This window comes from Sphaerisporangium rubeum (assembly GCF_014207705.1).
In the GTDB taxonomy this organism is placed as follows: domain Bacteria; phylum Actinomycetota; class Actinomycetes; order Streptosporangiales; family Streptosporangiaceae; genus Sphaerisporangium; species Sphaerisporangium rubeum.
Map to the genome: position 1 here is coordinate 6,634,881 of NZ_JACHIU010000001.1, position 25,022 is coordinate 6,659,902.

The following is a 25,022-nucleotide window of genomic DNA, read 5'->3' on the forward strand; positions in this document are numbered from 1 at the left end:
ACTATGACAGATCTCGAGAATGTCACGGTGCAGGCGCCTTCGTCGGTGAGTTGGGTGGTGCATGTCTCCCGGGCCATGTGGGTGGGGGGTGTGCGGGGGCTGATGTTGCAGGCGTTGCATCCTTCGGCCATGCGGGGGGTGTGGCAGAACTCGGACTTCCGGGAGGATCCGGTCGGGAGGCTGCTGCGGACGGCCGACTTCGTGGGGAGGGTGACGTTCGGGAGTCCTGCCGAGGCGGAGGCGGTCGGGGAGCGGGTGCGGCGGGTGCATCGGGGGTTGCGGGTGCGGGAGCCCTCCGGGGTGGTGGGGCGGGTGGACGAGCCGGAGCTGCTGCTCTGGGTGCACTGCGCGGAGGTGGCGTCCTACCTGGAGACGGTGGTGCGCGCTGGGGTGCGGCTGAGCAGGGAGCAGGCCGATCGTTATCTGCTGGAGCAGCGGCGGAGCGCGGCTTACGTGGGGTTGAGGGAGGAGGACGTGCCGGGATCTCTCGGGGAGATGCGGGACTACTTCCGGCGGACGCGGCGGCGGCTCGATGTGACGCCTGAGGCGGCGGCCGCGGTGCGGTTCCTGGTCTCGCCGCGCGTGCCGGAGAGGTTGCGCCTGCTGCGGGTGGCGAAACCGTTGTACTGGCCGTTCGGAGCGTTGTGTTACTACACGTTGCCGGGGTGGGCCCGGCGGATGTACGGGTTCCTGCCGGAGGTGCCGCAGGCGGGGGTCACGGTCGCGCTGCGGGGGTTCAGGCAGGCGCTCGAGACGGTGCCTGAGCCACTGTACGAGAAGGTGTTCATGCCGACGACCCGCGAGATGCTCGACGGGGCTCGAGAACGGCTGGCGGCGGCGGGGTACGACGTGAGCGCGGGGCTCAGGGGGCTGCGGGACCCGCGCCGCCGGCTCTGATCTCGCCGTCCTCGCTCAGGTCGGCCAACCCCTCCCAGGGCTGGCGTGCCGGCCCGGCGGCCCGGCCTTCGGAGCAGTGGCGGCGGAAGTCGCACCAGGAGCAGATGGGGCCCGGACGTGCGGGGAAGCGGTCGTCGAGCGGAGGGGCCGCGGAGTCCTCGGCGCGGAGGGAGCGGTAGTCCTCGTCTGCCTTGGCGGCCTCCTCGGCGATGTCCTCGGCGCGGGACAGGTGGCGGCGCAGGGTGTCGGGGGTGTGGGTCCAGGTGGCCACCGAGGCGGTCGGCAGGTGGTGTAACTCGACCCGGTGGCAGGAGCGGTGCAGGACCCGGGACGCGCAGACGGCGTAGACGGCCAGCGCCAGGGAGGTGCGTGCGTCGTCCTCGGTGAGGGGACGGCGGCCGGTCTTGTAGTCGACGATGACGAGCTCGTCGCCGCGCCGGTCGATGCGGTCGACCCGGCCGGAGACGGCGATCACGGACGTGCGGGTCGCCACGGTGCGCTCGACGCCGACCGGCTCGTCGGACGGGTCCAGGGTGCCGGTGTACGACATCACCATGTCGCGCGCGCGGTCACGCCACTCGGTGGACTGCTCCTGGTCGCGGAAGCCGTCGGTGAGCCAGCCGCGGGTCAGCAGGACGCCGGCCACGGCGGGGGTGCGGCGCTCGTACGGCTCGCGCCACCACGCGGCGAGAGCGTTGTGCACCGACGCGCCGACGCTGTTGTGGGCCCACGGCGGGCCCTTCTGCGGCGCGGGCCGGTCGAGGTAGGTGTAGCGGTAACGCCTCGGGCAGTCCAGCCAGGTGTTCAGCCGGGACGGAGTGCACGAGTAGAGCCGCCTCGGCATGCCTTCGAGTTCGAGACCGAGTTGCCCCACGGCGTGCTGTGACTCCTCTCAGCGGTACCGCCGGGCCCGTGGCACGTACGGGACCCGGACGGTGAACGGGTGGCTCAGTCGTCGTCGAGGCCGAGCTTGATGCCGGAGACCTTGGTGCCGTCCGCCAGCGGGCCCTCCGCGGCGGCGGTGGTCTGGCCGGTCAGCGAGCCCGAGAGCCAGTCGTCGAACAGGGGCTCCAGGTCGCCGACGGTGGTCTCCTCGCCGTGCGCCGGCAGCACCCTGGTGTCGTGCGGCAGGGTGAACAGCCGCTCGCCGATGGCGGTGAGCTGGTCGGCCAGCGCGGGGTACTCCCCGTCGACCTTGCCGGGACCGTCGGCCAGCAGCGTCTTGCCGGTGAAGACGACGCCGAGCGCCTCGACGTACAGGCACACGCCGCCCTGGGTCACGCCAGGGGTGGTCATGACCTCGAGCTCGACGTCGGCGACGCCGAAGAGGCCCTCGTCCTCCATGTCGATGTCGGGATAGGTCTCCTGCCAGGTCTCCCGCCACAGGCGGCGGTCCTTGCGGTTGAGGGCGATCACGGCCTCGTCGCGCGCGGCCACCTCGATGGCCCCGCCGACGTGATCGGGCAGGCCGTGGGTGCACACGACGGCCAGCACCTCGCGTTCGCCGACCTCGGAGAGGATCGTCTCCGCGTCACGCGCGGGGTCGATCACGATGACCTCGGCGTCGTCGCCGATGATCCAGGTGTTGTTCTCGACCTTGTGCTCGGCGCCGTCGATTGTCACGACGCCCTCGGTCACCACTCGCTCGATACGCGCTGTCACGGCCACGACCTTACCGAACACTCGTGCCCCTCAGGGCAGGCAACTCGATGACGTTCCGCCGCGACCGGCCCCGATGTCATGGTTCCTCGCCGAGCCGCGGCGAGAAGGCGCCGAACGGCAGGTCGAACTCGTGGTCCCGCACGCTCAGATCATGCAGCCGGAACTCGGCGAGCGTCAGCAGCCACCCCGCCTCGGTGGGCCACCCGATGATCCACAGCCAGTTCCCCATGGCCTCGCCGACGTACGCCGCGCGGTCCGGCAGTCCCTCCACCCACCACAGCGGCGTGGGGTGGCCGTTCGCCTCGACCTTGGCGTTCGGCGGGCCCTCGTCGAACCCGGGGCCGGGGTCGGGGCCGTCCAGACCGGCGAACGCCGCGCCGAGGCCCATGCCGGGCTCCTCGGCGACGATGAGCAGATCGGCGGGTCCCTGGGTGACGGACGGCCCGGACAGCGCGACGACACCGGCGCGCGCGCCGGTGCGCTCGTCACCGGCGTCGCCGAAGCCGGTGACGAGCCAGCCGGCCGGCAGCGGCCACGGCAGCCAGAACGGCACCTTGGCGATCCTCGTGACGAGGCCGAGCGCCTCGGGGGACGGCCGGCGCGGCTGGTACGGCAGCACCGAGCCGTGGACGGCGCAGCGCCACGCGCTGGACCACGCGCTCGGTGGCCGCAGAGCGCCGAAACAGCGAGGGCAGGTAGGCGCGGCTCTCACAGTTACCCACGGTGCTTCCGCCGGTGCGCGGAAGTCAAGGGCATCCCCGTTATCCCGGCGTAATCTTGGTGCATGCGGGTGAGGTGCGTGGGTGGGGTGGTGCTCGACGGCGCGGGCCGGTTCCTGCTGGTACGGCGCGGCCGTCCGCCGGGTGAGGGCCTGTGGTCGCTGCCGGGGGGCCGGGTGGAGGCCGGGGAGTCCGACGCCGAGGCCCTGCGGCGCGAGCTGCTGGAGGAGACCGGCCTGCCGGTCACGGTGGGACGGCTCGCGGGGACGGTGGAGCGTCCCGGGCCCGGTGGTGTGGTGTACGAGATCCACGACTACCTGGCGGCCCCCGGTGGCGGCACGGCCCGGCCCGGGGACGACGCGGCAGATGTGGGGTGGTTCACACCCGATGAGCTGGCGGCGCTGCCGCTCACCTCCGGGCTGCTGGACGCGCTCACGTCCTGGCGACTGCTCGGACCGGCCCGGGACGCGTGAGACCTCACGACCTCGGACCCGGCCCCGCAGACCTGGGAACCCCGAGGTTCACCCCCCTGACCTCGACCTCCAGACATCTCGGAAAGCGCGGGCCGAGGCCGTTCAGCGGCTGAAGGTCGTGCGCCACAGGGTCAGGTGGTCGGTCGTGTAGGTCGTGGAGCGGCCGACGGCCACCACGCGGTCGCCGATGACGGCGATGGCGCCGAGCCATTGCGCGCCGTCGCCGGTCATGCCGTCGCCGGTCAGCGCGTGACGCTGCCAGTCCAGGCCGTCGCGTGACGTCCACACCGTGGCGTCCTGCGTGGCAGGCGCGCCGTACGATCCGACGGCGACGAGGCCGGACGGCGCCGACGTCATGTCGAGCACGACGGCGGTGTCGTCGGCCGGCAGCCAGGAGTACTCCCAGCTCTCCCCGTCGTCCCCGGAGACCGCGGCGAACGGCCGCTCACCTCCCTTGTCGTCGGTGGCGGCACCGACCGCGATCACGTCACCGTCGCGCACCACCACCCTGCGCAGGGACGCCGACCGCGCGCCGTCCGGCACCACGCGTTTGCGCGCCGTCCAGTTCAGGCCGTCCTGCGACACCCACACCACGCCGGACGTACGGCCGGCGCTCCCCGAGCCGCCGACCGCGATGTAGCCGCCGCCGGTCGCGGCGACGTCCTCGATGCGCACGTCGGCGCCACCGGCCGGCAGGCTGCGCGGCGCGGCCCGTGAGAAGCGTTTGAGGTCGGCGGTGAACCACAGCGCGGCGACCACCCCGCCGGGGCCGCTGTCGTCGCCTGCCAGCACGTACCCCTTGGGTCCGGCCGCGACCACACGTGGCACGACGGCGTACCGGCCGGACGCGCCGAGCGCCGGGGACTGCGGCGCGGCCCGCCAGTCGCGGCCGTTGCCGGAGACGGCGAGCATGGGACGGATGAACGCCGAGTCGGCGGTGGCGCTGCCGACCGCGAGCCACCCGTGGGGGCCGTGCGCGACGTCGTTCAGCGACTGCCGTCCCGCGCCGCCGAGCGCCGGTGAGCCGGCCGGCCGCCAGTTCTCGCCGGTGGAGCTGGTCCAGATGCCGGCGTCGCCTTTCACCGAGCCGACCGCGACGAACGTCTCACCCGCCGCGACGAGGGCCGCGGTGTCCCTGGCCTGGCGGGTCAGGCCGTCCACCTCGGCGAGCGGCACCGGCGCGGCGGCCCGGCCCTTGGCCGCGGTCATGAGCACAGCGAGGTTGTCCAGTCCGTCGGCCCGCTGGTCCCCCGCGGCGACCAGGGTGCCCTTGTCGGTGACGGCGAGGCCGCGCAGGGTGCCGGGGATCTGGCCGAGGTCGGTGCTCTCGGTCCACTTGCGGCCGTCGGTGCTGGTGTAGACGGCGTACCGCTCCCAGCCGGACTCGGCGACGGCCGCCACGCCTGCCTTGGACGTCGCGAGGCCCCGCACACCGGTCGCCTCACGGCCGAGGCCGTCGATGACGCCGCACTGGCGCCACGCGTCGCCGAGCTCGGAGCAGTACACCTTGACCTCGCCGGAGGAGGACTTCTGCAGGGTCGGGACCAGCACGAACCCCTTGCCTGTCGCGGCGAGCGCACCGGGTTCCGGACGTACGCCGGGGAGCGCGGCGGCGGTGCGCAGCCAGGTGCGGCCGCCGTCGGGGGAACGCAGGATGACCGAGGTGCTGTCCCCCTTGCCGGGGTCGGCGAGCGCCACGACGGCGTCGCCGCGTGCGGCGACGGCCCTGATGGCCCGCACCTTGTCGGTGGTGCCGATGTCGCGGCTCTCGACGCGGCTCCAGCTCTGGCCGTCCGGCGAGACCCAGGCGACCGGGCCGTACCCGTCGGGGAGCGCGGTGGAGCCGACGGCGACGAAACCGCTACCGGTGCGTGCCAGGTCGGTGATGCGGTCGCCGCTCCAGAACGGCGCGAGGCGTGCGGGGTCCACGGCGGTCCACGTGCCACCGTCGGTGCTGGTCCACAGGCCGCGGGCCGCCGGGCCCGCCGCGCCTGGGGCCTCGGTGCCGGCGGCGAGCCACAGTCCGGCGCCGCCGGCGACCCGGCCCGCCGCTCTGGCCTGCTGGTATCCGGCGGGCCCCGCGACCCGGCCGAGCCGCCAGGTGCCGCCGCCGTCCTCGGAGACCAGGAACAGGGGCCGGGGGACGGGGCTGGTGGTGTCGCTGCCGACGGCCACCACCGTGGAGCCGACGGAGGTGACGGCGCTCAGCACCTGGCGCGAGCCGCTGCCGCTGGTGCCTGCGGGGGCCACGAACGCCTGGTCCCCCGAGCCGCCGTCCCCGGCGGCGAGGCGCAGGCCGGCTCCTGTGGGGGAGTTCACCCAGTTGACGATGACCAGGCCGAGTCCGGACGCGGCGAGCAGCACCACGACGACGAAGACCGGGGTGAGCAGGCCGCGTCCCGGCCGGCCCGGCCGCGGCGTGCGGCGGGGTGGACGTGTGGTGGTCTGCTCTCTGTGGTGCCGTCCTCGTCCGCGGCTTCGCGGCGGTCCTGACGCGACGAGGACGTCGGGACGGGGTGGGCTGGTGGCGAGGGGTCGTCTCGGGGTGGCGGGCCGGCCCGCCGGGGGGCGGCCGATGCGTTCGCCGGTGGTGGGGTCGTCCGGTGGATAGGTGATCTCCGGCTCGGCGGGGATGTGCGGTTCGACCCGGATGCCGGGTTCCGCCACGCCGGGTAACGCGCCGGTGTGGCCGGGGTCAGGGGGTTCGTGGTGCTCGGCGAAGGTCGCGTGCCGCGGGCTCGCGCCGCGCGCCGCCTCGCCGGCGTACCCGGCACCCGCCGGGTAGCCCATGGTGGCGCCGTCGTCGTCGCGCCGGGGTTCGCTCGCGTGCCGCGGCGGGGGCTTGCGCGGGGGGCCGGAGGCGACGAGCTTGTCGGGACGGTCCACCAGGCGGCGGGGAGGCTCGTGCGGTTCCGTCGGCGGGCCGGGGTGCCGGTCGGCGGTGTGGGGCTCCGGCGCGCTGTGGCGGGCCTCAGGACGCGCGTAGGGGTGACGGCCGGAGGCGGGCCGGGGGTCGGGGGCCGGGTCGCGCGGGGGCTCGCCGGGGGTGGGTGCGCCGAAGGGAGGCAGAGCCCATGGGGACTGCAGAGGGGTGCCGTGGGGCTGGTCGGCGCCGGGAGGCGGCGGCGCGTGGTGGAGAGCCGGTGGAGGAGCCTCGGACATGCGGGGGCCGAAGTGTGGCGACATGTCACCATGGCCGGCGGAATCGTCCGGCGGCCATCCTGACGAGCGCGGGTCGTGGGGGCCCGAGGCCACGCTCAGCACCTCCTCGTCGGCAGCCTAAGCCTGTGTGATAGCCGTGATTCGGGACCGTTCCACCGAACCTCCGCGCATCCGGTGTGTCGGCCACAGATCCGCTGTGATCGTACCGATACCCACCCGTGCCCGTAGATCACACGGCCGAGCTCCCTCGCCCTCGCCGACAGCGCGCACCTCCCTGGGGCCGGCCACCCGGCCCGTACACATTCCAGGGCAACATGCCGAGACCCTTCCTGGCGAGACCTCTCTAGTCAGATTTATCTAGAGACCGTCGGAATTGCCCGCCTTTGGGCGATTATCACGACCACGATCGCGAACACGGCCAGCTGCACCACCGTCCCGCTGACCGCCTGCCACGGCACCGCCCCCTGCTTCAACGCGTCCCCGAGCTCACCGGCCGCCGCAGCCGGCAGGAAACTCACGACGTTGTTGAGCACGTGGAGCGCGATCGGCGCCTCCAGGCCGCCGGTGCGCACCGCCAGCCACCCCATCAGCAGCCCGAAGCCGAACACGTCGAGGATGCCCCAGTCGGTGTAGGCGTGCAGCGACGTGAAGGCCGCGGCCCCGATCACGATGCCGGGCCACGGCGTCGTGAAGAAGGAGCCGAACGCCTGGATCAGCCACCCGCGGAACATGTACTCCTCGGCCGCCGCCTGGAACGGCACCAGCAGCAGGATCACCACCAGCCCCGGCGCGAACCGCTCCCAGCCCACCCAGCCGAACATGCCGTCGAGCCCCTCGCCGGTCACGGCGAACGTGAGCATCATCGCGAGCTGGCCGAGGACCATCGCCACCAGCGCCACCACCGAGCACAGCAGCAGCCACCTCCACCGCAGCCGTCCCGCCACCGACGACAACGTGCCGGGCCTGCGGCGCTGCACCAGCCACGCCGTACCGAACACCACCGGCAGCACCAGCGCGATGGACAGCAGCGCCACGGCCAGCTCGAACACCGGGTCGCCGAACAGCCGCTCGTCCGACATCACCACCGCCACGCCGGCGAACTGCGCCACCACCGCGCCGATCGTGATCACGATGACGCCGACCAGAAGGTACGCCATCGCGACGACCACCGTGCCGACCACCGGCCGCCACCAGCGGTGCCACGGCGTGCGGCCGAGGTGGTCGTACCGCGTGCCGCTCGGCGGGGGGACGGTCCACGGCGCCGGCGCCGGCGCCTGACCCCACGGCGCGGGCCCCGGGTAGGGGCCGTACGGACCCTGCGAAGGCGGCCCGCCGTGCGGACCCTCCGCGGGAGGGCGGCCGTGAGGCGTCCGCGCAGGCGGCCCTCCTGGAGGCTGTGGGCCGTTCCCAGGCCACCCTTGCCGCTCCGGGGACCCCGGCTCCTCCCCCGGAGGCTTCCACGGGTGCTGCGGCTCCTGAGGCCCCTGCGGCGGTTCGTGCATAGTGGTCATTCTTCCCATCTGACGGCCGAGCCGCGCCGGTCGGAGCGTCGCGCGCCGTCAGTCCGGCGGGGTGCGCCGCAGGCCGGCCGCTCTGCCTTTGGCCGCCACGACCAGCGCCATCTTGCGGGACGCCTCGTCGATCATCTCGTCACCGAGCATCACCGCACCCCGGCCGTCCACCGTGGTGGCCTGCTCGTAGGCCGCGAGGACGCGCTCGGCGTGGTCGTAGTCGTCCTGGTCGGGTGAGTACACATCGTTGGCGGCGTCGATCTGGGACGGATGCAGCACCCACTTGCCGTCGTAGCCGAGCGCCGCCGACCTGCGTGCCACCTCGGTGAACCCGTCGAGGTCCCTGATCTGCAGGTACGGCCCGTCGATCGCCTGCAGGCCGTACGCGCGCGCGGCCATGAGGATGCGCATCAGCACGTAGTGGTAGGCGTCACCTTCGGTGTACCCCGGTGGCTGGCGGCCCACCACGAGCGTCTTCATGTTGATGGACGCCATGAAGTCGGCCGGCCCGAACACCAGTGTCTCCAGGCGCGGCGACGCGGCGGCGATGGCGTCCACCTCGACCAGGCCCCTGGCGCTCTCGATCTGCGCCTCGACGCCGATGCGGCCGACCGGCAGCCCGTTGGCGCGCTCGATCTGGGTGAGCAGCGTGTCCAGCCACGCCACCTGCCGCGCGTCCTCGACCTTGGGGAGCATCAGGCAGTCGAGTCGGTCCCCCGCGCCTTCGACGACCTCGATCACGTCGCGGTACGTCCACGCGGTGGACAGGTCGTTGACCCGCACGACCCTGGTACGGCCGGTCCAGTGGCCGTCACGCAGCGCCGCGACGACGTTCTTCCTCGCCTGTTCCTTGGCGGACGGCGCGACGGAGTCCTCCAGGTCGAGGAAGACCTCGTCGGCGGGCAGTCCCTGCGCCTTTTCGAGGAACCTCGGGTTGCTGCCGGGGACCGCGAGGCAGGAACGACGGGAACGCATGCGATCACCGTAACGCGTGGCGGAGGCGGTGCCGGGCTGTGGGGGCGGCACAAAGGCCGCGGCTCGTTCTTGGCGCGGACCTAACAGGTCCAAATCCGCAAATGTCATGACAATGGACACGCTGACTACCTGCGGAGAGAAGAGACATGACGATGAGCAATGCGTACGTGGCCGATGGTCCCGCCGTACTGTCCGACCTCATCCCCGGCATCCCCGGCAAGCTGGCCAGGGACGTCGCTCTCGTGGTCGGTCTCGCGGGCCTGACCGGCCTCGCCGCGCAGGTCGCCGTCCCGCTCCCCGGCACGCCGGTGCCGTTCACCCTGCAGACCTTCGCGGTGCTCCTCGGCGGCGCGGCGCTCGGCCTGCCGCGCGCGTTCCTCGGCATGGCGCTGTACCTGCTGGTGGGACAGCTCGGCGTGCCGTGGTTCGCGCCGTCAGGCGGCAACGCGACCCTCGGGTACGTCGTGGGGTTCGTGCTCGCCGCCTCGGTGACCGGCGCGCTGGCGAGCCGCGGCGGCGACCGCACGCCGCTGCGCACGGCCGTGACCATGACGACCGGCACTGTGCTGATCTACCTGGTCGGCGTGCCGTGGCTGATGGTCGCCACCGGCATGGACCTGGCCGCCGCCGTCGCCGCCGGGATCGTCCCGTTCCTCATCGGGGACATCATCAAGGTGATCGCCGCGACCGGCCTGCTGCCGGCCGCCTGGAAGCTGTCCGGCCGCTGACGTCCCGCCGCGCGGGCCCGCGCGTACAGTGACCGGTGTGAGCCTTGCACTCATCGAGGAGGGTGCCCGCAAGTCCGGCATCCTGTGGATCACGGTCGGCGGCCGGGACCTCGCCGCCTGGCACGTCTGGCACGAAGGCGCCGTCCACGTCGTCACCGGCGGCGGAGAGCAGCGCCTTCCGGGCCTCGCCGAGGCGTCGCGGGTGCGGGTCACCCTGCGCAGCAAGGACAACGGCGCCAGGCTGGTGACGTTCGACGCGACCGCCGAGGTCGTCGATCAGGCGTCACCCTCGGCCGCCGGCGCGCTCGCCCTCCTCGCCAAGGAGCGCCTCAACGCCGTCGACGCGCCGGGGCTGCTCACGCGCTGGGCCGCGGAGTCCTCGGTGATCCGGCTCACCCCCGACGTCGCCGACTGAGCGAGCAGGGCCCCCGCCAGCACGACGGCGCCACCGGTGATCTGCGGCACGCCGAGGCGCTCGCCGAGCAGGAACCACGCGATCACCGACCCGGTGACCACCTCCAGGGACGCGAACGTCGCGCCGATGGCCGCCGACAGGTGCCGCACCGCGTACACCCCCGTGCCGTACGCGAGCACGGTCGCCACGCCGATCAGGACCAGCGTGGGGACCGCCGCCGGCAGCGTGAGCCCCGCCTGCGTGACGGTGCCGCCGAACGCCTCCCACGGGATGTCCCACGGCGCGGCCAGCGGGGTGAGCACAACGGCGGCGCCGGCCAGGCCCCAGGCGATCAGGCCGAGGGGCTGGACGTCGTCCGCGTATCCATCGCTCATCAGGAAATATCCGGCGCAGCACGCCGCTGCGACCAGTCCGAGCGCCAGCCCGAGCCCGTCCAGGGCCAGCCCCCGCCACACCTCCACGACCACGCACAACCCCACCACGACGATCGCCGCACCCGCGTACGCGGCCCGCGGCAGCCGGACCCGCCGCACCGAGCGCACCCACAACACCACGAGCACCGGAGAGCTGTACTCCAGCAGCAGCACGACGCCGACCGGCAGCCGGGTGATCGCCAGGAAGAACAGCGCCTGCACCCCCGCCACCGCGATCAGCGCGTACGCGGCGAAGAACGGCCCGCGGCTCCGCGGGACACGCAGCGCTCCCGGCCGCACCACCGCCAGGATCACGATAAGCAGCACGGCGGCGCCTGCCATGCGCACCCACACCGCCTGCAACGGGGTCAGCCCGGCGGCCCCCACGAACTTCGCCGCGGTTCCGGAGAAGCCGAAACACCATGCCGAGACGACCGCCGCCACGAGTGCCGCGCCGCGCGTACCGTAATTACCGTTCACGCTTTTTGATGCTGTCATAGCCGCTCCGACGGCGGCAACCCGGTTTCGCGGGGTGAAACGACCCGGATTGGGGTTGCTTTTACCGGCCCCACCGGTGCGCGTCCCCCACCCCCCTCGTACGCTTCCAAGGTGAGGATCTTCATCGCCCGGCTGGCGGGGACCGCGGTGTTCGATCCCGCCGGAGACCGCATCGGCCGCGTCCGGGACGTCGTGGTCGCCATGCGGCCCAACGACCCGCCACGTGTGCACGGCCTCGTCGTCGAGGTCATGCCGCGCCGCAGGGTGTTCCTGTCGATCACCCGCGTGCGGGGCATCGAAGCCGACGCCGTCGTCTTCACCGGCACACTGAACATGAGGCGCTTCGAGAAACGCGCCGTCGAGACCCTGGCCATCGGCGAGATGCTGGACCTCGCCGTCGAGGTCTCCGGGGAACGCGTGACCGTGCTCGACCTCGCCATGGAGCGCACCAGGACCGGCGAATGGCTCATCACCAAGGTCGCCGTACGGCGTCCGGGACGCGGCCTGCGCAGGCGCGGCGAGACCCTGGTGGTCGACTGGGCCGACGTGCAGGGCTTCGCCGCCGTACAGGCCGACCAGGGAGCCGCCAACCTGCTCGCCGCCTTCGAGGAGACCCGGCCCGCCGACCTCGCCAACGCGCTGCGCCACCTCACCGCCAAACGCCGCGCCGAAGTCGCCGCCGCGCTCGACGACGAACGACTCGCCGACGTGCTGGAGGAACTCCCCGAACGCGACCAGATCGCCATCCTCGGCAAACTCGACGGCGACCGCGCCGCCGACGTCCTCGGCGCCATGGACCCCGACGACGCCGCCGACCTCCTCCAGGACCTGCCACCCGCGCAGGCCGAAGCCATGCTGGCCCGCATGCGGCCCGACGAGGCCGACCCCGTACGGCGGCTGCTGACCTACCCCGAGAACACCGCCGGCGGCATGATGACCAGCGAACCCGTCGTCATGCCGCCGCACGCCACCATCGCCGAGGCCCTCGCCGAGATCCGCAAACAGGACCTCACCCCCGCCGTGGCCGCCGCCGTGTACGTCACCCGGCCCCCCGCCGAGACCCCCACCGGCAAGTTCCTCGGCGTCGCGCACTTCCAGCGCCTCCTGCGCGAACCCCCGTCGTCCCTGCTCGGCGGCGCCATCGACACCAGCATCGACCCCATACGTCCCGATCTTCCGCTGCGCCAGGTCACGTACTACCTCGCCACGTACAATCTTGTCGCGGCGCCTGTGGTGGACGAGAACGGACGCCTGGTAGGCGCCGTCACCGTTGATGACGTCCTCGACCACCTGCTGCCTGAGGACTGGCGCGAACACGACGAGCAGCCCCACGAGGGCGAGACGACCGGCCACGCCGGGCCGGAGGTGCGCGGTGGTGGTTAACCGGCTGGACCAGCCGCGGGAACTGCGCCGCATCCGTCCCCACTACGACCCGGAAGCCTTCGGCCGCCTCTCGGAACGCTTCGCGCGTTTCCTCGGCACCGCCAGATTCCTGGTCTACATGACCGTCTTCATCCTGGTCTGGGTCTCCTGGAACTGGCTCGTCCCCGACCCCTTGGTCTTCGACCCCTACCCCTTCATCTTCCTGACCCTGATCCTGTCCCTCCAGGCGTCCTACGCGGCCCCGCTGATCCTGCTGGCCCAGAACCGCCAGGCCGACCGCGACCGCGTCCAGGCCGAACGGGACCGCCTGGCCTCCGAACGCAACCAGGCCGAAGTCGAATACCTCACCCGCGAGATCGCGGGCCTCCGCCACGCTCTCGGCGAACTGGCCACCCGCGACTACATCCGCGGCGAACTCGACCACCTCATAGAAGAACTCCGCCACCCCACCCCCGACGACCACTGACCCACCCGACCGGCCACCACCCCCGAACCACACCCCCCCCGGACGACCACCGACCCCCTCCGGCCGGCCACCGTCTCCCCGGACGACACCACCCACCTCCCAGGCCACCACCGCCTCACCCTTACTGCGCGCACCGGCACAGTCCGTCCATTGACTCCCCTTTGGCACCACATGGCGCCACCGGTTTCGTTTTGACGGCCCTGGGTTCGTAGCATGGATCCATGGCACCCACCCCAGAACTGGTGACGGCCGCTCTGGCGACGGTCAACGACCCGGAGATCCGCCGGCCGATCACCGAGCTCGACATGGTCAAAAGCGTCGATGTCTCCCCCGACGGGGTGGTGCGGGTCGGCGTCTATCTCACCGTCGCCGGCTGCCCCATGCGCGACACCATCACCCGCGACGTCACCAACGCCGTCGCCAAGGTGGAAGGCGTCACCCAGGTCCACGTCGACCTCGACGTGATGAGCGCCGACCAGCGCAAGACGCTCCAGACCAAGCTCCGCGGCGACCGCGGCCCGGAGAAGGAGATCCCCTTCGCCAAGCCCGGTTCCCTGACCCGCGTCTTCGCGGTCGCGAGCGGCAAGGGCGGCGTCGGCAAGTCCTCCGTCACCGTCAACCTCGCTGCCGCCATGACCGCCGGCGGCCTCAAGGTCGGCATCGTCGACGCCGATATCTACGGCCACTCCGTCCCCCGCATGCTCGGCACGGACGAACGACCCACCAAGGTCGAAGACATGATCATGCCCCCCGTGGCGCATGACATCAAAGTCATCTCGGTAGGCATGTTCAAGCCCCCCGGCAACAACCACCCCGTGGTCTGGCGCGGCCCCATGCTCGACCGGGCCCTTCACCAGTTCCTGGCCGACGTCTTCTGGGGCGACCTGGACGTCCTCCTCATGGACCTCCCCCCCGGCACCGGCGACATAGCCATCTCCGTGGCCCAGCGCATGCCGACCGCCGAGATCCTCGTCGTCACCACCCCCCAGCAGGCCGCCGCCGAGGTCGCCGAACGCGCCGGCTCCATCGCCTTCCAGACCCACCAGCAGATAGCCGGCGTCATCGAGAACATGGCCTGGCTCCCCTGCCCCCACTGCGACGAACGCATCCCTGTCTTCGGCGAAGGCGGCGGCCAGACCGTGGCCGACGGCCTCACCCGCCTCCTCGGCACCAACGTCCCCCTCCTCGGCCAGATCCCCCTGGACCTCCGCCTAAGAGAAGGCAGCGACAACGGCAAACCCCTGGTCCTCACCGACCCCGACTCCCCCGCCGCCACCGAACTCCGCCAAATAGCCAACACCCTCAGCAAAAAACCCGGCTCCCTGAAAGGCATGCGCCTGAACCTGTCTCCTTCAGGCCGCTGACCCCACCCTCACCACATCCCACCGCTCCCTGAAGCGGTGGGACGCACGCCTCACCAGCAGACGGTGAACCACACCGTCTTGCCACCGGTTCCCTGAGGCTCGACACCCCACCGAGTGCTCAAGGCCGCCACGACCTGGAGGCCACGGCCATGTTCGGCGTCTTCCGAAGGACGCCGACGAAGGACGAAAACAGCTCCGGCGTCGCCGACCCGTACGGGGTTTCGGGGGGCGAGAGGGGCGGAGCCCCAATGCCGGGAAGTTAAGGCGGGGGGTTGGTTGTCAATAGCGCTGAGATGAGGATGGAGCTCCTGCTAGAACGTTGATCGACCAAGATCTCGTTCGTAGGCAGGAGCTCCGTGTGTGTGAGTGTGTCATGCCGGTGGGTGGGTGTGTGTGGGCTCCGGCGCATCTTGGGGTGCTGAGTGACGGGGTGCCGGTGGAGTTGGTGGATGAGGTGCTTGTGGAGTGCCGGCGAGGTGAGCGGCGGGTGCGGGTGTTGCCTGCACGGGTGGTGGTGTTTTTCGTCTTGGCGATGACCTTGTTCCCGGAGCGGGGGTATGCAGGGGTGTGGCGGGCGTTGTGTTGTTCGGTGCGGGGGGTGGGGGTGCCGTCGGCGGCGGCGTTGCGTCAGGCCAGAGCACGGCTGGGTGAGGCGCCGGTACGGATGTTGTTCGATCGGCTGCGCGGTCCGGTTGCCCCGGTTGCGACGCCGGGGGTGTGGTGGCGGGGGTTGCGGCTGGTGGCCTGGGACGGTTCCACGCTGGATCTGGCCGATGAGGCGGCGGTGCGTAAGGAGTTCGGGGCTCCGGTGCACGGCAGCGGGCGCGAGGGTGCGCCGCAGATGGCGTTCGCGCTCACCATCGAGTGCGGGACCCGGGCCGTCATGGACGCGGTGTTCGGGCATTGCCGCACGAGTGAGTCGGCATTGGTGGAACGGATGCTGGGCGCTCTTGCGCCGGGGATGCTGCTGCTTGCCGATCGCCGGTTCATCGGTCTTGGGCTGTGGCGGTCGGCCCGCCAGACCGGGGCCCACCTTTTGTGGCGCGCCACCGCTACCTTGGCCCCCACCGTGATCGCACACCTCCCCGATGGGTCCTACCTGGCCATGCGCCGCGGCCACAAGCACGAACGGCACCTGCGCGAGATGGTGCGCATCATCGAGGCCACCATCACCGTGACCCTCGCCGACGGCACCACACGCCACCAGACCTACAAGCTCATGACCACCCTGCTGGACCACCGCACCCACCCCGCCGCCGACCTTGTGGCCTGCTACCACCAGCGCTGGGAGATCGAAACCGCGTTATACGGCCTCAAAGCCATCCACAAAGGATCACTGCGACCCCTGCGATCACGCACCGTCCCCGGCATCGTCCAGGAGTTCTACGCCCTGCTGCTCACCCACCACCTGCTACGCCGCCTGGCCTGCCACGCCGCCCTGGACACCGGCCTGGACCCCGACCAGATCAGCTTCACCACCACCCTGCACACCACCCGCGACACCATCATCACCGCACACGGCACCCAGCCCCGCCACGCCCCCCAGGACTGGGCCTACACCCTCACCATGCTCACCAACCGGCCCATGCCCGCAACCCGACGCCCAAGGACCAGCCCACGCGTCAAAAACCGTCCCAAAGTCCGCTACCCCTTCCGACAAACACACCCCGACCCCAAACCCAAAACCGCCAGCTACACCATCACCATCCGCAGCCCCTTGACACTCACCCTCGCCGCCTAACTTCCCGGCATTGGGGCGGAGCCCCCTGGGAGAACACAGCCCGAGCCGGAAGGCGCTCTGGCGCCTGGAGGGGAGGACCGCGACGTGAGGCGGAAGGCATCGCGGTGGTCACATGAGACGGCGCGGTGGCCGCTACAGACGGCGGAGAAGAAGTTCGGTCAGGTGGCTTCGGGGTCGTAGGGGGGGACTTCGCCGTAGCCGAGTTCGGGGGTGGGGGTGGTGGTGGCGTAGGCGGGTTCGTGGTCGTTTATCAGGGGCTGGGGGTCTTGGGAGCCCGGGGTGCGGTTCCAGTCGTCTTCGAGGTCGGAGAGCAGGTGTTTGCGGACGAAGTTCTTGGGGTGGAGGTCGGTCGGGTCGAAGTTGGCGAACTCCGGGCCCAGGTTGTCCTGGAGGTCGTTGCGTGCGTTGGTGGCCATCTGGCGGATCTGGCGTAGGGCACGGCCTGCCTGCGCGGCGGCTTGGGGAAGTTTCTCTGGGCCTAGTACCAGTAGTGCGATGACTACCAGGGCCAAGACTTCAGCCCAGCCGAGTCCGAACACCGCATGCTCCTCGTGTCTTGCGCACCGGCGTCTCGCCGGGGCAACACCCAGACTAATGTGCCCGGACGGCGGGAGCGCCATGTGGTGTTTATGTCCGGTTCAGGATGGGTGGTGGGGACGCGTGGGACGAGGCCGGTGAAGGTTCGTCCTGGACCGGACCGTGGGGCTGAACTGTGGGGCTGATGGGTCCGACCCCGTGGTCGCTCGCCGTGGTGTCGGCGGCACAGACGGCCTGCCTGGGGCTCGGCCGCCGGCCACACCGCGCCGGGGTCACCGGCCTCGCGTCTCTGGGACGCCGCCGGGGTCCGGGCCGGTGGGAAACTCGGGGACGAGGTGCGATGCGACGTCCGGTGCGCCTGCCGCCGGGGTCCGGGCCGGTGGCGTACGCGGACCCCGGGTCCGGGGTGGTGCGTGGACCCGGGTCCGGGGTGGTGCGTGGACCCGGATCCGGGGTGGTGCGTGGCCCGGGGTCCGGGGTGGGGAGTGGACCCCGGGTCCGGTTCGGTGCGTGGGCCCGGGGTCGGGGTGGGTCAGGAGGGTTGGGGGGTGGGGACGGAGACGGCGTCTACGGTGAGGCTGGTGGTTCGGGTTTCGCCGTTGCGCTGGTACTTGACGTTGATCTTGGTGCCGGGGGCCTTGCTGCGGACGGTGACGATCAGCTCGCTGGGCTGGGTCATGGGGTTGCCGTCGATCTCCAGGATGATGTCACCGGCTTTCAGGCCGGCCTTGTCGGCGGGGCCGCCGGGGATGACGGGTTCCTGGCCGGCGACGGCCTCGGTGGCGATGCGGACGCCTTCGCCCTGGTAGTTCTCGTCGAGCTGGACACCGATGCGGGACTTCTTGGCGGTGCCGGTGGTGATGAGCTCTTCGGCGATGCGGCGCACGTGGTTGATCGGGATGGAGAAGCCGAGGCCGATGCTGCCGCTCTGGCCGCCGCCGAGGGAGCCGCCGAGGGTGGCGATCGCGGAGTTGACGCCGATGACCTCGCCTGCGCCGTTCACCAGAGGGCCGCCGGAGTTGCCGGGGTTGATGGCGGCGTCGGTCTGGATGGCGTTGATGAACGACGACTCCGAGCCGCCTTCGCCGCCGGCGGTGACCGGACGGTTCAGCGAGCTGATGATGCCGGTGGTGACGGTGCCGGTGAGGCCGAGCGGCGAGCCGATGGCGATCACGGGGTCGCCGACGACGACCTTGTCGGAGTTGCCGAGCACGATCTCGGGTGCGCCGAAGGTCGTGTCGGGCTTGACCACCGCGATGTCGGAACTCGGGTCGCGGCCGACGATGCGTCCCTGCGTGGACTTCTTGCTGCTGAAGGTCACCTTGATGGTGCCGGTCGAGGAGGCGGCGGCCACCACGTGGTTGTTGGTGACGATGTAGCCACCCTTGATCAGGAAGCCGGAGCCGGTGCCGGCTTCGCTGTTGCCTCGCACGTCGAGCGACACGACGCTCGGCAGCACCTTGGCCGCGACACCGGCCACCGAGTCGGGGGCCCGGTTGACGATGGCGCCGGTCGGCGTGCCGAGGGAGTACGAAGGGTCACGGCCGGGGCCGTCGCCGCGGGTCAGCAGGTAGGTGCCGAGGCTGCCGGCGGTGGAGGCGATGAGCGCGATCACCACGGCGAACGCGGCGAGCGTGCCGGTGCGCGGGCCGCGCGGGGCCGGGCCGGCGCTCTGACCCGGAGGAAGCCCCGGGCCCATGCCACCCGGCTCGCCGAAGGGACGGCTGCCCGGAGGCGGCGGAGCCCAGCCACGGCCCATGCCGGACGCGGCGCGCGGCGGCGGCGGGCCGAAGGAGGAGGTGTCGGACGGGGAGGAGAAGACGTCGGTGGAGCCGTACGTCTCGGTGCGGCCCCCGTAGGACGACGAGCCGCCGAGGCCGTCACCTCGCGACGCCGGGTAGGACGGCGGCACCTGGTGCGCGCCGGTGGTGTAGGCGCCGTACGGGTCGGAGGAGCGGCCCTGGCCGCCGTACGGGTCGGACAAGTGGCCCTGACCGCCGTACGGGTCGCCGGAGCGGCCGTAGGTGTCCTGGCCGCCGCTCGGGTAGGACGGCAGCGGGCCGCCGGCGGGGTTGCCCCACGAGCCCCGGTCGTCCGAGCCGGCGAGCCTCTCCGGCGGCGTGGCGTACGACCCCGTGCTGAACAGGTCGTCGGAGTAGGAGCCGGTACCGGAGCGACCCGCGGGGGTGGCCCGCTCGGACACCACCTGGTCGGCCGGCAGGAAACCCGGACGCGCGGTTCGATCGCCGTCCCCGGCGGGCTGCGTCTCGCCGCCCCCCGAGCGGTGCGATGGACCGGCCACGTCCTCGTCCTCGAAGGCACGTGTGTCGTCGCTCATCGATCGCTCACTCCCGGAACACAGTCGACTCGGCTACGCCAGATTTTCCGTGTGACCCCATACGCGGGGCGTAAACGCCAGGACAGACGCCCCATCCGATCGTATGCCCGCCGGGGAACGAACGAGCCCCCGTCTGTGGACAGACGGGGGCTCGCAGGACGCCGGACGGCGACCGTCACGGGTGCGGGGTGGGTACTCCCGCGCGCCCGTGCCAGATGCCACCCGACGGGGTCGTGGTGGTCCTGTGCTGGTTGGCGAACATCTCGACCGGGGCCGCGGGACGGTTCTCCGGGCCACCGACCATGAACAACGTGCCGATGGCCACGGCCGCCGAGGCCACCCCCACCGCGACGTACCCGGCTCTGCGGCCGGGACCGGTGCGGCCGGGGCCGCGCAGGGACGCGCCGCGCCGTGGCCGGTTGTCTGCCGGCGCGCCGGTCAGCGAATAAGAGGCAGGTGCCGGAAAGGGCCGCACTCTCGGCGGGAGCGGCCCCCCGGGCTCCGCCATGCGGAGCAGCGACGCCGTGAGGTCCCCCGGCATGCCGGGTGGCGGCAGGGAACGCAGGCGGCTCTTCAGCGCCCTTATCGCGTCGAGCTCCGCGCGGCAGTCGGCGCAGAAGGTCAGGTGCGCCAGCGCGCGCTCGCGCTCGGCGTGCCCGAGTTCACCGTCGACGAGCGCGGACGCGCGCTCTCCAAGATGACTCATGCTCCCTCCCTGGTTACGGTCGGGGGGAGTTCGTCGCGACGCGGCGCACGGTGTTCGAGCGCCTCGCGCAACTGACTGCGACCGCGATGGATTCGGCTGCGTACTGTGCCCAGCTTCACGCCGAGCGTCGCGGCGATCTCTTCGTAGGACAGGCCTTCGATGTCGCACAACACCACGGCGGCGCGGAACTCCGGCGCGAGCGCGTCGAGCGCCGCCTGGATGTCCGGCTCCATGTACGCGTCGTCGAGCACCTGGGCCGGGGACGGCTCCCGCCCGCGCAGCCGCTCCGCGGCGTCGTCGGCGAGGCCCTCGAACCGGATGCGCTGCCTGCGGCGCGCCATGTCCAGGAAGAGGTTCGTCGTGATGCGGTGCAGCCACCCCTCGAACGTGCCGGGGGTGTAGCTGGACAGGGATCGGAAGACCCTGACGAAGACCTCCTGAGTGAGGTCCTCGGCGTCGTGGACGTTGCCGGTCAAGCGGTACGCGAGGCGGTAGACGCGCGCCGAGTGCTCGCGGACGACCTCCTCCCATGTGGGAGGCTTCCAGTCCGCACCTGGCAGCCGGGGGTCACCCCCCGGGAACGCACTGTCGGGAGTATCGGTCTGGTGGTTATCGTCCACCAGGACTCCTCTCTCCGGGACCACCGCTACAGCCATAGTGCCTGCTTTCGTCCCTTCCCGCGTACCCGTGGGCCGATGCCTTCGGCCCATGTCTTGGAAACGTCCGTGGATGCCGTCGTACAAAGGTCATTCAAAGCGTGCAACGTACGCGATGTGGCGTGAGTTCCCGTTCGGGCCCGACTCCCCTAGGCTGCGACCAAAACGTGTCGCAAGAGCGGGAAGGAGAGGCCGATGGCCCCGACACCGACCAGTCCGGTGCAGGCCACGCTGGCCTACGCCGAGGAGTTCCATACCGAGGACGAGATCCTGCTCGCCGCCAGGCGGTACGGCGCGGAGGTGGGGGCGGTCCCCATCCTGCCGGGCGGCGGTGCCGCTCTGTGTTTCCTGGCGACGGCGATCAGCGCGAGGTCGGTCGTCGAGATCGGCACCGGCTGCGGCGTGTCCGGGTTGTGGCTGCTGCGTGGCATGCGGCAGGACGGCACGCTGACCAGCGTCGACGTCGAGCCTGAGCATCAGCGTCTGGCCAGGCAGGCGTTCACCGCGGCCGGGTTCTCCGGCAGCCGGGTACGGCTGATCAGCGGCCGGGCCCTGGACGTTCTGCCCCGGCTCGCCGACGGCGGCTACGACCTGGTGTTCTGCGACGCCGCCAAGCAGGAGTACGGCGACTACCTGGCCGAGGCGGTGCGCCTGCTGCGGCCCGGCGGCATCGTGGCGTTCGACAACGCCTTGTGGCACAACCGTGTCGCCGACCCGGCGCAGCGTGACCCGGACACGGTGGCGATCCGCGAGCTCGGCAAGTTGATCCGCGCCGACGACCGCCTCCGTGCCCTGATGATCCCTCTCGGCGACGGCCTGCTGACCGCCGTGAAGATCTCCGACTGAGGTCTCAGCCGGTCAGCCACTCAAGGAGCAGGCGGGTGCCGAAGCCGGTGGCCCCTTTGCTGTAGAGGCCGTCGTCGGCGGTGCTGCGCGCGACGCCGGCGATGTCCAGGTGGGCCCAGCGGCGGCCGCCGGTGAACTCGCGCAGGAACAGCGCCGCGGTGATCGCGCCGCCGCCGTACTTGCCTTCGGCGTCGATGTTGGACAGGTCGGCCACCGGGGAGTTGAGTGCCGCGCGGTAGTCGTCGATCAGCGGCATGTGCCACAGCCGGTCGCCGCCTCTTCCGCCGGCGGCCGTCAGCTCGTCGACCAGGTCCTCGTGTGCCGAGAAGACCGCGCCGAGGTCGCGGCCGAGCGCGATGCCGATCGCGCCGGTCAGCGTGGCGATGTCGAGCACCGTGTCGGGTTCGAGCACCTCGTCGGCGTACGCCAGCGCGTCGGCCAGCACCAGCCGGCCCTCGGCGTCGGTGTTGAGCACCTCGACGGTCTTGCCGCCGTAGTGCCTGATCACGTCCCCCGGCCGTTGCGCCGAGCCGGACGGCATGTTCTCCGCCGCCGCGACCAGACCGGTGACGCGGGCCCGCGCGCCGAGGTCGCGCAACGCGCCGAGCACGGAGATGACCACGGCGCCACCCGCCATGTCGGTCTTCATGAACTTCATGCCGTCGGTCGGCTTGAGCGACAGGCCGCCGCTGTCGAACGTGATGCCCTTGCCGACCAGCACGACGTGGGTGCCGTCGTGGTCGTCAGGCGTGTACGACAGCTCGATCATGCGGGGTGGGCTCACCGAGCCCTGGCCGACGGCGAGGATGCCGCCGAAGCCGCCGGCCACGAGGTCGGCGGGCTCCCAGACGCGGATGTCCAGGCCGGACCGCTCGGCCACCTCGGTGGCGCGCGCGGCCAGCCAGGCAGGGTTCTTCTCCGACGACGGCGTGTTGGCGAGGTCGCGGGTGAGCGCGGTGGCGCGGGCCGTCACCTCGGCTCTGCGCAGCGCGGACGCGGCCTGCTCGGGGCCGCGGACCTTGATCTCGGCCACCGCCTTGGCGCGCTCGGCCCCGACGCGGAAGGTGTAGCAGGCGAGCAGTGCTCCCTGCAGCATCGCCGTCCACCCCTCCTCGCCGGCGCCGCGCGGCAGCGTGAGGTCCAGGACCCGCCGGCCCTTGGCGCGGCGCGCGACCGCGGCGCCGGCCTTGCGCAGCGCGGCGGAGGAGAGGTCACCCACGCCGTACAGCAGCACGCGGCGCACGGCGTCGCCGTGGCTCACGGGGACCTCGATGATCTCGCCGGCGTCGCCCTTGGCGTCGTGGTGCACGAGCAGGGCCGGCACGGGGACGGGGAGCGGCACGTCGACGGTCAGGTCACCGCCGAACGGCACGGCGGTCAGCTCGGCGTCGTCCTGGTCGCCGGACGCCGCCTCCGTCAGGCGGATCGCGGTCTCGATGGGCATGGTCTCCCCTGCCTGGATATGCGAGGGCCCCGGCTGGGGGGCACGCGGCCCGGCCGCCGGGGCCGTCGACTCGTCTGTGTCGAAGTGGGTGTGTCAGGGGTATGTCAGCCGACGACGTTCTTCAGAGCGTCGCCAAGGGCTCTGGCTTCATCCGGTGAAAGTTCGACGACGAGCCGGCCGCCACCCTCCAGAGGGACCCGCATGACAATGCCCCGTCCTTCCTTGGTGACCTCCAGCGGACCATCGCCGGTCCGCGGCTTCATCGCCGCCATGCGTCTGTTCCCTTCCTGCCTCGGCCTGTGCGACGCCGAACACGCTCCTCGTATCCGGCCGCTCGCCGCTTTCACGTCTTCTGTGACGTCCTATTATCCCGCCTCGCGAGCGCGCATGGGTAACGATCTCCTCCCAGAATGCGTTGTCCGCGGCCCCCGCTCGGACGAGACTTGACTGTGTGAACGCCCGTGCCGCGCTATTCGATCTCTATGGAGACCATCTGCGAATCCGTTCCGGACGCGCGTCGGTGGCCGCTCTGGTGCGGCTGCTCGCGCCGCTCGACATCGCTCCGCCGGCGGTACGCACCGCGATCTCCCGCATGGTGCGTCAGGACTGGCTGACACCGGTACGGCTGCCGCAGGGGCCCGGATACGCGTTGACGCGCAAGTGCGCGCGGCGGCTGGACGAGACGGCGCTGCGGGTCTACCGCAGCGGCTCGGCGCCGTGGTCGGGACGCTGGCACGTGCTCGTCTTCCAGCCGGTGCGCGAACGCGGCCCACGCGAACGGCTCCGTGCCGACCTGTCGTTCCTCGGGTACGCGCCGCTGTCGGAGAACACCTGGATCGGTCCGCGGCCCTCCCCCGAGCTCGACGCGCTGCTGGAGGGCCAGGCCCTGTCCGCCGACCGGTTCGACAGCACCCTCGACGGCGATCCCCGTGCGCTCGTCGCGCGCGCGTGGGATCTGCACGCCATCGCGCACGCGTACGAGCAGTGGATGACGTCCGCCGCCGGCCTGATCGGCGAGCTGCCCCCCGCCGCCCCCGACGACCACGTGTTCGCCGTACGTAGCAGACTGGTCCACGGGTGGCGCAACTTCCTGTTCCGCGACCCCGGACTGCCGCAGGAGCTGCTGCCGCCGGGGTGGCCGGGTGACAGGGCCCGCGCCTACTTCGAGCAGGAGGCCGCGCGGCTGCTGCCGGCGGCGGCCCGTTTCGTCGACCACAACCTGGACAAGGGAGTCCATTGATGGATCAGCCATCCGCCACGTCACCGAGCCCCCTGTCGTCCACCGCCGACGTGCACGGCCACGACCATGTGGTGACCACCGTGGCGGACCAGGTGGCCACGATCACGCTGAACCGGCCCGAGGCCATGAACGCGCTGACCCTGGTGATGAAGGCCGGGCTCCTTGAGGCGCTCGAACGGGTGAGGGACGACCACGGTGTGCGTGCCGTGCTGCTGACCGGCGCGGGGGGAGCGTTCTGCGTGGGTCAGGACCTGCGTGAGCATGCCGCGAACCTTGAGGCGGGGGTCGGGCTGGACGACACCGTGCGCTCGCACTACAACCCGATCGTCACGACCATCATGACCATGGAGAAGCCGGTGGTGGCCGCCGTGAACGGCGTCGCGGCCGGCGCGGGTGCCTCACTGGCGTTCGCGTGCGACTTCCGCGTGGCGGCCGAGGAGGCCCGCTTTGTGACCGCGTTCGGCTCCATCGGCCTCGCCCCCGACTCCGGCGCGTCCTGGACGCTGCCGCGCCTGGTCGGCCCCGCCAAGGCCAGGGAGCTGCTGATGCTGGGGGGTGAGGTGGACGCCGCCGAGGCCCTGAGGCTCGGTCTCGTCACCTCTGTCGTCCCCGGCGGGTCCGTGGCCGCGAGCGCGCGTGAACTGGCCGTACGGCTCGCTCAGGGCCCGACGCTGGCGTTCGGCGCCATCAAGCGGGCCCTGGACTTCTCGGCCGCGCACTCCCTCGAGGATTCCCTGGAGGTGGAGGCCGAGCTCCAGGACACCTGCGCCAAGAGCACCGACCACATCAGGGCCACCGAGGCCTTCCTGGCCAGGCGGGCCCCCGTCTTCGAGGGCCGCTGACACCGG

Annotated in this window: 24 protein-coding genes; 11 read left to right on the forward strand and 13 right to left on the reverse strand. The window is 71.8% G+C overall.

Annotated features, from left to right (window positions below):
- Positions 1-3: 3 nt before the first annotated feature.
- Positions 4-897 (forward strand): oxygenase MpaB family protein, encoded by an 894-nt coding sequence (locus BJ992_RS28000; RefSeq protein ID WP_184986041.1) that lies wholly within the window; start codon positions 4-6, stop codon positions 895-897.
- Here the strand turns inward: BJ992_RS28000 and BJ992_RS28005 are convergent.
- The 3 genes from BJ992_RS28005 to BJ992_RS28015 all read right to left on the reverse strand — a co-directional run bounded on the left by BJ992_RS28005 (position 863) and on the right by BJ992_RS28015 (position 3,271).
- Positions 863-1,741 (reverse strand): RecB family exonuclease, encoded by an 879-nt coding sequence (locus BJ992_RS28005; RefSeq protein WP_184989178.1) that lies wholly within the window; start codon positions 1,739-1,741, stop codon positions 863-865. The two genes, BJ992_RS28000 and BJ992_RS28005, sit on opposite strands and share 35 nt — an antisense overlap.
- 104 nt (positions 1,742-1,845) lie before the next feature.
- Positions 1,846-2,559 (reverse strand): MBL fold metallo-hydrolase, encoded by a 714-nt coding sequence (locus tag BJ992_RS28010; RefSeq protein WP_184986043.1) that lies wholly within the window; start codon positions 2,557-2,559, stop codon positions 1,846-1,848.
- 76 nt (positions 2,560-2,635) lie between these two features.
- On the reverse strand, positions 2,636-3,271 hold the full coding sequence (locus BJ992_RS28015) for a DUF6758 family protein (protein ID WP_184986045.1): 636 nt from the start codon (positions 3,269-3,271) through the stop codon (positions 2,636-2,638).
- Between the two features lie 72 nt (positions 3,272-3,343).
- On the opposite strand from BJ992_RS28015, the gene BJ992_RS28020 reads away from it, so the two are divergent.
- Positions 3,344-3,751, forward strand: a complete 408-nt coding sequence (locus BJ992_RS28020; RefSeq protein WP_184986047.1) for an NUDIX hydrolase — start codon at positions 3,344-3,346, stop codon at positions 3,749-3,751.
- Between the two features lie 102 nt (positions 3,752-3,853).
- Here BJ992_RS28020 and BJ992_RS28025 read toward each other — a convergent pair whose 3' ends face one another.
- A complete protein-coding gene (locus BJ992_RS28025) occupies positions 3,854-6,913 on the reverse strand; it encodes a beta propeller repeat protein (protein WP_184986049.1) in 3,060 nt (1,019 codons plus the stop codon).
- A 353-nt stretch (positions 6,914-7,266) separates the two neighbouring features.
- The gene (locus BJ992_RS28030; RefSeq protein ID WP_184986051.1) at positions 7,267-8,070 is read right to left on the reverse strand and encodes a CPBP family intramembrane glutamic endopeptidase; all 804 of its coding nucleotides are present in this window, start codon (positions 8,068-8,070) and stop codon (positions 7,267-7,269) included.
- Between BJ992_RS28030 and BJ992_RS28035 the strand changes: the two genes are divergently transcribed.
- Positions 8,045-8,191 (forward strand): hypothetical protein, encoded by a 147-nt coding sequence (locus tag BJ992_RS28035; RefSeq protein WP_184986053.1) that lies wholly within the window; start codon positions 8,045-8,047, stop codon positions 8,189-8,191. The genes BJ992_RS28030 and BJ992_RS28035 overlap by 26 nt on opposite strands.
- A 281-nt stretch (positions 8,192-8,472) precedes the next feature.
- Here the strand turns inward: BJ992_RS28035 and BJ992_RS28040 are convergent, their stop codons facing one another.
- A complete protein-coding gene (locus BJ992_RS28040) occupies positions 8,473-9,399 on the reverse strand; it encodes an HpcH/HpaI aldolase/citrate lyase family protein (protein WP_184986055.1) in 927 nt (308 codons plus the stop codon).
- Positions 9,400-9,545: 146 nt separating this feature from the next.
- Between BJ992_RS28040 and BJ992_RS28045 the strand changes: the two genes are divergently transcribed.
- Entirely contained in the window at positions 9,546-10,127 is a 582-nt protein-coding gene (locus tag BJ992_RS28045; protein ID WP_184986057.1) for a biotin transporter BioY, read from the forward strand.
- A 276-nt stretch (positions 10,128-10,403) separates the two neighbouring features.
- Here the strand turns inward: BJ992_RS28045 and BJ992_RS28050 are convergent, their stop codons facing one another.
- On the reverse strand, positions 10,404-11,435 hold the full coding sequence (locus tag BJ992_RS28050) for an EamA family transporter (RefSeq protein WP_343072894.1): 1,032 nt from the start codon (positions 11,433-11,435) through the stop codon (positions 10,404-10,406).
- Positions 11,436-11,564: 129 nt separating this feature from the next.
- Here BJ992_RS28050 and BJ992_RS28055 point away from each other — a divergent pair, with 129 nt between their 5' ends.
- From BJ992_RS28055 to BJ992_RS28070, 4 genes are all read left to right on the forward strand, one after another.
- Entirely contained in the window at positions 11,565-12,836 is a 1,272-nt protein-coding gene (locus BJ992_RS28055) for a magnesium transporter MgtE N-terminal domain-containing protein (protein WP_343072895.1), read from the forward strand.
- On the forward strand, positions 12,826-13,302 hold the full coding sequence (locus tag BJ992_RS28060) for a DUF1003 domain-containing protein (protein ID WP_343072896.1): 477 nt from the start codon (positions 12,826-12,828) through the stop codon (positions 13,300-13,302). The genes BJ992_RS28055 and BJ992_RS28060 overlap by 11 nt, the downstream gene beginning before the upstream one ends.
- A gap of 221 nt (positions 13,303-13,523) precedes the next feature.
- The gene (locus tag BJ992_RS28065; RefSeq protein ID WP_184986063.1) at positions 13,524-14,666 is read left to right on the forward strand and encodes an Mrp/NBP35 family ATP-binding protein; all 1,143 of its coding nucleotides are present in this window, start codon (positions 13,524-13,526) and stop codon (positions 14,664-14,666) included.
- A 373-nt stretch (positions 14,667-15,039) separates the two neighbouring features.
- Entirely contained in the window at positions 15,040-16,407 is a 1,368-nt protein-coding gene (locus BJ992_RS28070) for an IS4 family transposase (RefSeq protein ID WP_246497042.1), read from the forward strand.
- Positions 16,408-16,565: 158 nt separating this feature from the next.
- Here the strand turns inward: BJ992_RS28070 and BJ992_RS28075 are convergent, their stop codons facing one another.
- The 4 genes from BJ992_RS28075 to sigE form a co-directional block, all read right to left on the reverse strand.
- Positions 16,566-17,027 (reverse strand): sec-independent translocase, encoded by a 462-nt coding sequence (locus BJ992_RS28075; RefSeq protein ID WP_221475012.1) that lies wholly within the window; start codon positions 17,025-17,027, stop codon positions 16,566-16,568.
- A gap of 449 nt (positions 17,028-17,476) precedes the next feature.
- Positions 17,477-19,282: a S1C family serine protease gene (locus BJ992_RS28080; protein ID WP_184986067.1), complete on the reverse strand. Its 1,806-nt coding sequence runs from the start codon at positions 19,280-19,282 to the stop codon at positions 17,477-17,479.
- Between the two features lie 175 nt (positions 19,283-19,457).
- Positions 19,458-19,988 (reverse strand): anti-sigma factor family protein, encoded by a 531-nt coding sequence (locus BJ992_RS28085; RefSeq protein ID WP_184986069.1) that lies wholly within the window; start codon positions 19,986-19,988, stop codon positions 19,458-19,460.
- The gene (sigE, locus tag BJ992_RS28090; protein ID WP_184986071.1) at positions 19,985-20,644 is read right to left on the reverse strand and encodes an RNA polymerase sigma factor SigE; all 660 of its coding nucleotides are present in this window, start codon (positions 20,642-20,644) and stop codon (positions 19,985-19,987) included. The genes BJ992_RS28085 and sigE overlap by 4 nt, the downstream gene beginning before the upstream one ends.
- Positions 20,645-20,839: 195 nt before the next feature.
- Here sigE and BJ992_RS28095 point away from each other — a divergent pair, with 195 nt between their 5' ends.
- A complete protein-coding gene (locus BJ992_RS28095; RefSeq protein ID WP_184986074.1) occupies positions 20,840-21,490 on the forward strand; it encodes an O-methyltransferase in 651 nt (216 codons plus the stop codon).
- 4 nt (positions 21,491-21,494) lie between these two features.
- Here the strand turns inward: BJ992_RS28095 and BJ992_RS28100 are convergent, their stop codons facing one another.
- Positions 21,495-22,934 carry a leucyl aminopeptidase gene (locus BJ992_RS28100; protein ID WP_184986076.1) on the reverse strand — a complete coding sequence of 480 codons (1,440 nt, stop codon included), beginning with the start codon at positions 22,932-22,934 and terminating at the stop codon, positions 21,495-21,497.
- A 104-nt stretch (positions 22,935-23,038) separates the two neighbouring features.
- The gene (locus BJ992_RS28105; protein WP_114033903.1) at positions 23,039-23,206 is read right to left on the reverse strand and encodes a DUF3117 domain-containing protein; all 168 of its coding nucleotides are present in this window, start codon (positions 23,204-23,206) and stop codon (positions 23,039-23,041) included.
- Between the two features lie 179 nt (positions 23,207-23,385).
- Between BJ992_RS28105 and BJ992_RS28110 the strand changes: the two genes are divergently transcribed.
- Positions 23,386-24,174 (forward strand): PaaX family transcriptional regulator C-terminal domain-containing protein, encoded by a 789-nt coding sequence (locus tag BJ992_RS28110; protein WP_184986078.1) that lies wholly within the window; start codon positions 23,386-23,388, stop codon positions 24,172-24,174.
- Entirely contained in the window at positions 24,174-25,016 is an 843-nt protein-coding gene (locus tag BJ992_RS28115) for an enoyl-CoA hydratase-related protein (protein ID WP_184986080.1), read from the forward strand. Before BJ992_RS28110 ends, BJ992_RS28115 begins: the two co-directional genes overlap by 1 nt.
- Positions 25,017-25,022: the final 6 nt, after the last annotated feature.

Coding starts and splice junctions, on each gene's coding strand:
- BJ992_RS28000 (WP_184986041.1), top strand. CDS start 4: ATGACAGATCTCGAGAATGTCACGGTGCAGGCGCCTTCGTCGGTGAGT.
- BJ992_RS28005 (WP_184989178.1), bottom strand. CDS start 1,741: ATGCCGAGGCGGCTCTACTCGTGCACTCCGTCCCGGCTGAACACCTGG.
- BJ992_RS28020 (WP_184986047.1), top strand. CDS start 3,344: ATGCGGGTGAGGTGCGTGGGTGGGGTGGTGCTCGACGGCGCGGGCCGG.
- BJ992_RS28025 (WP_184986049.1), bottom strand. CDS start 6,913: ATGTCCGAGGCTCCTCCACCGGCTCTCCACCACGCGCCGCCGCCTCCC.
- BJ992_RS28035 (WP_184986053.1), top strand. CDS start 8,045: ATGACGCCGACCAGAAGGTACGCCATCGCGACGACCACCGTGCCGACC.
- BJ992_RS28030 (WP_184986051.1), bottom strand. CDS start 8,070: ATGGCGTACCTTCTGGTCGGCGTCATCGTGATCACGATCGGCGCGGTG.
- BJ992_RS28040 (WP_184986055.1), bottom strand. CDS start 9,399: ATGCGTTCCCGTCGTTCCTGCCTCGCGGTCCCCGGCAGCAACCCGAGG.
- BJ992_RS28045 (WP_184986057.1), top strand. CDS start 9,546: ATGACGATGAGCAATGCGTACGTGGCCGATGGTCCCGCCGTACTGTCC.
- BJ992_RS28065 (WP_184986063.1), top strand. CDS start 13,524: ATGGCACCCACCCCAGAACTGGTGACGGCCGCTCTGGCGACGGTCAAC.
- BJ992_RS28070 (WP_246497042.1), top strand. CDS start 15,040: ATGCCGGTGGGTGGGTGTGTGTGGGCTCCGGCGCATCTTGGGGTGCTG.
- BJ992_RS28075 (WP_221475012.1), bottom strand. CDS start 17,027: ATGGCGCTCCCGCCGTCCGGGCACATTAGTCTGGGTGTTGCCCCGGCG.
- BJ992_RS28080 (WP_184986067.1), bottom strand. CDS start 19,282: ATGAGCGACGACACACGTGCCTTCGAGGACGAGGACGTGGCCGGTCCA.
- BJ992_RS28085 (WP_184986069.1), bottom strand. CDS start 19,988: ATGAGTCATCTTGGAGAGCGCGCGTCCGCGCTCGTCGACGGTGAACTC.
- sigE (WP_184986071.1), bottom strand. CDS start 20,644: ATGGCTGTAGCGGTGGTCCCGGAGAGAGGAGTCCTGGTGGACGATAAC.
- BJ992_RS28095 (WP_184986074.1), top strand. CDS start 20,840: ATGGCCCCGACACCGACCAGTCCGGTGCAGGCCACGCTGGCCTACGCC.
- BJ992_RS28100 (WP_184986076.1), bottom strand. CDS start 22,934: ATGCCCATCGAGACCGCGATCCGCCTGACGGAGGCGGCGTCCGGCGAC.
- BJ992_RS28105 (WP_114033903.1), bottom strand. CDS start 23,206: ATGGCGGCGATGAAGCCGCGGACCGGCGATGGTCCGCTGGAGGTCACC.
- BJ992_RS28115 (WP_184986080.1), top strand. CDS start 24,174: ATGGATCAGCCATCCGCCACGTCACCGAGCCCCCTGTCGTCCACCGCC.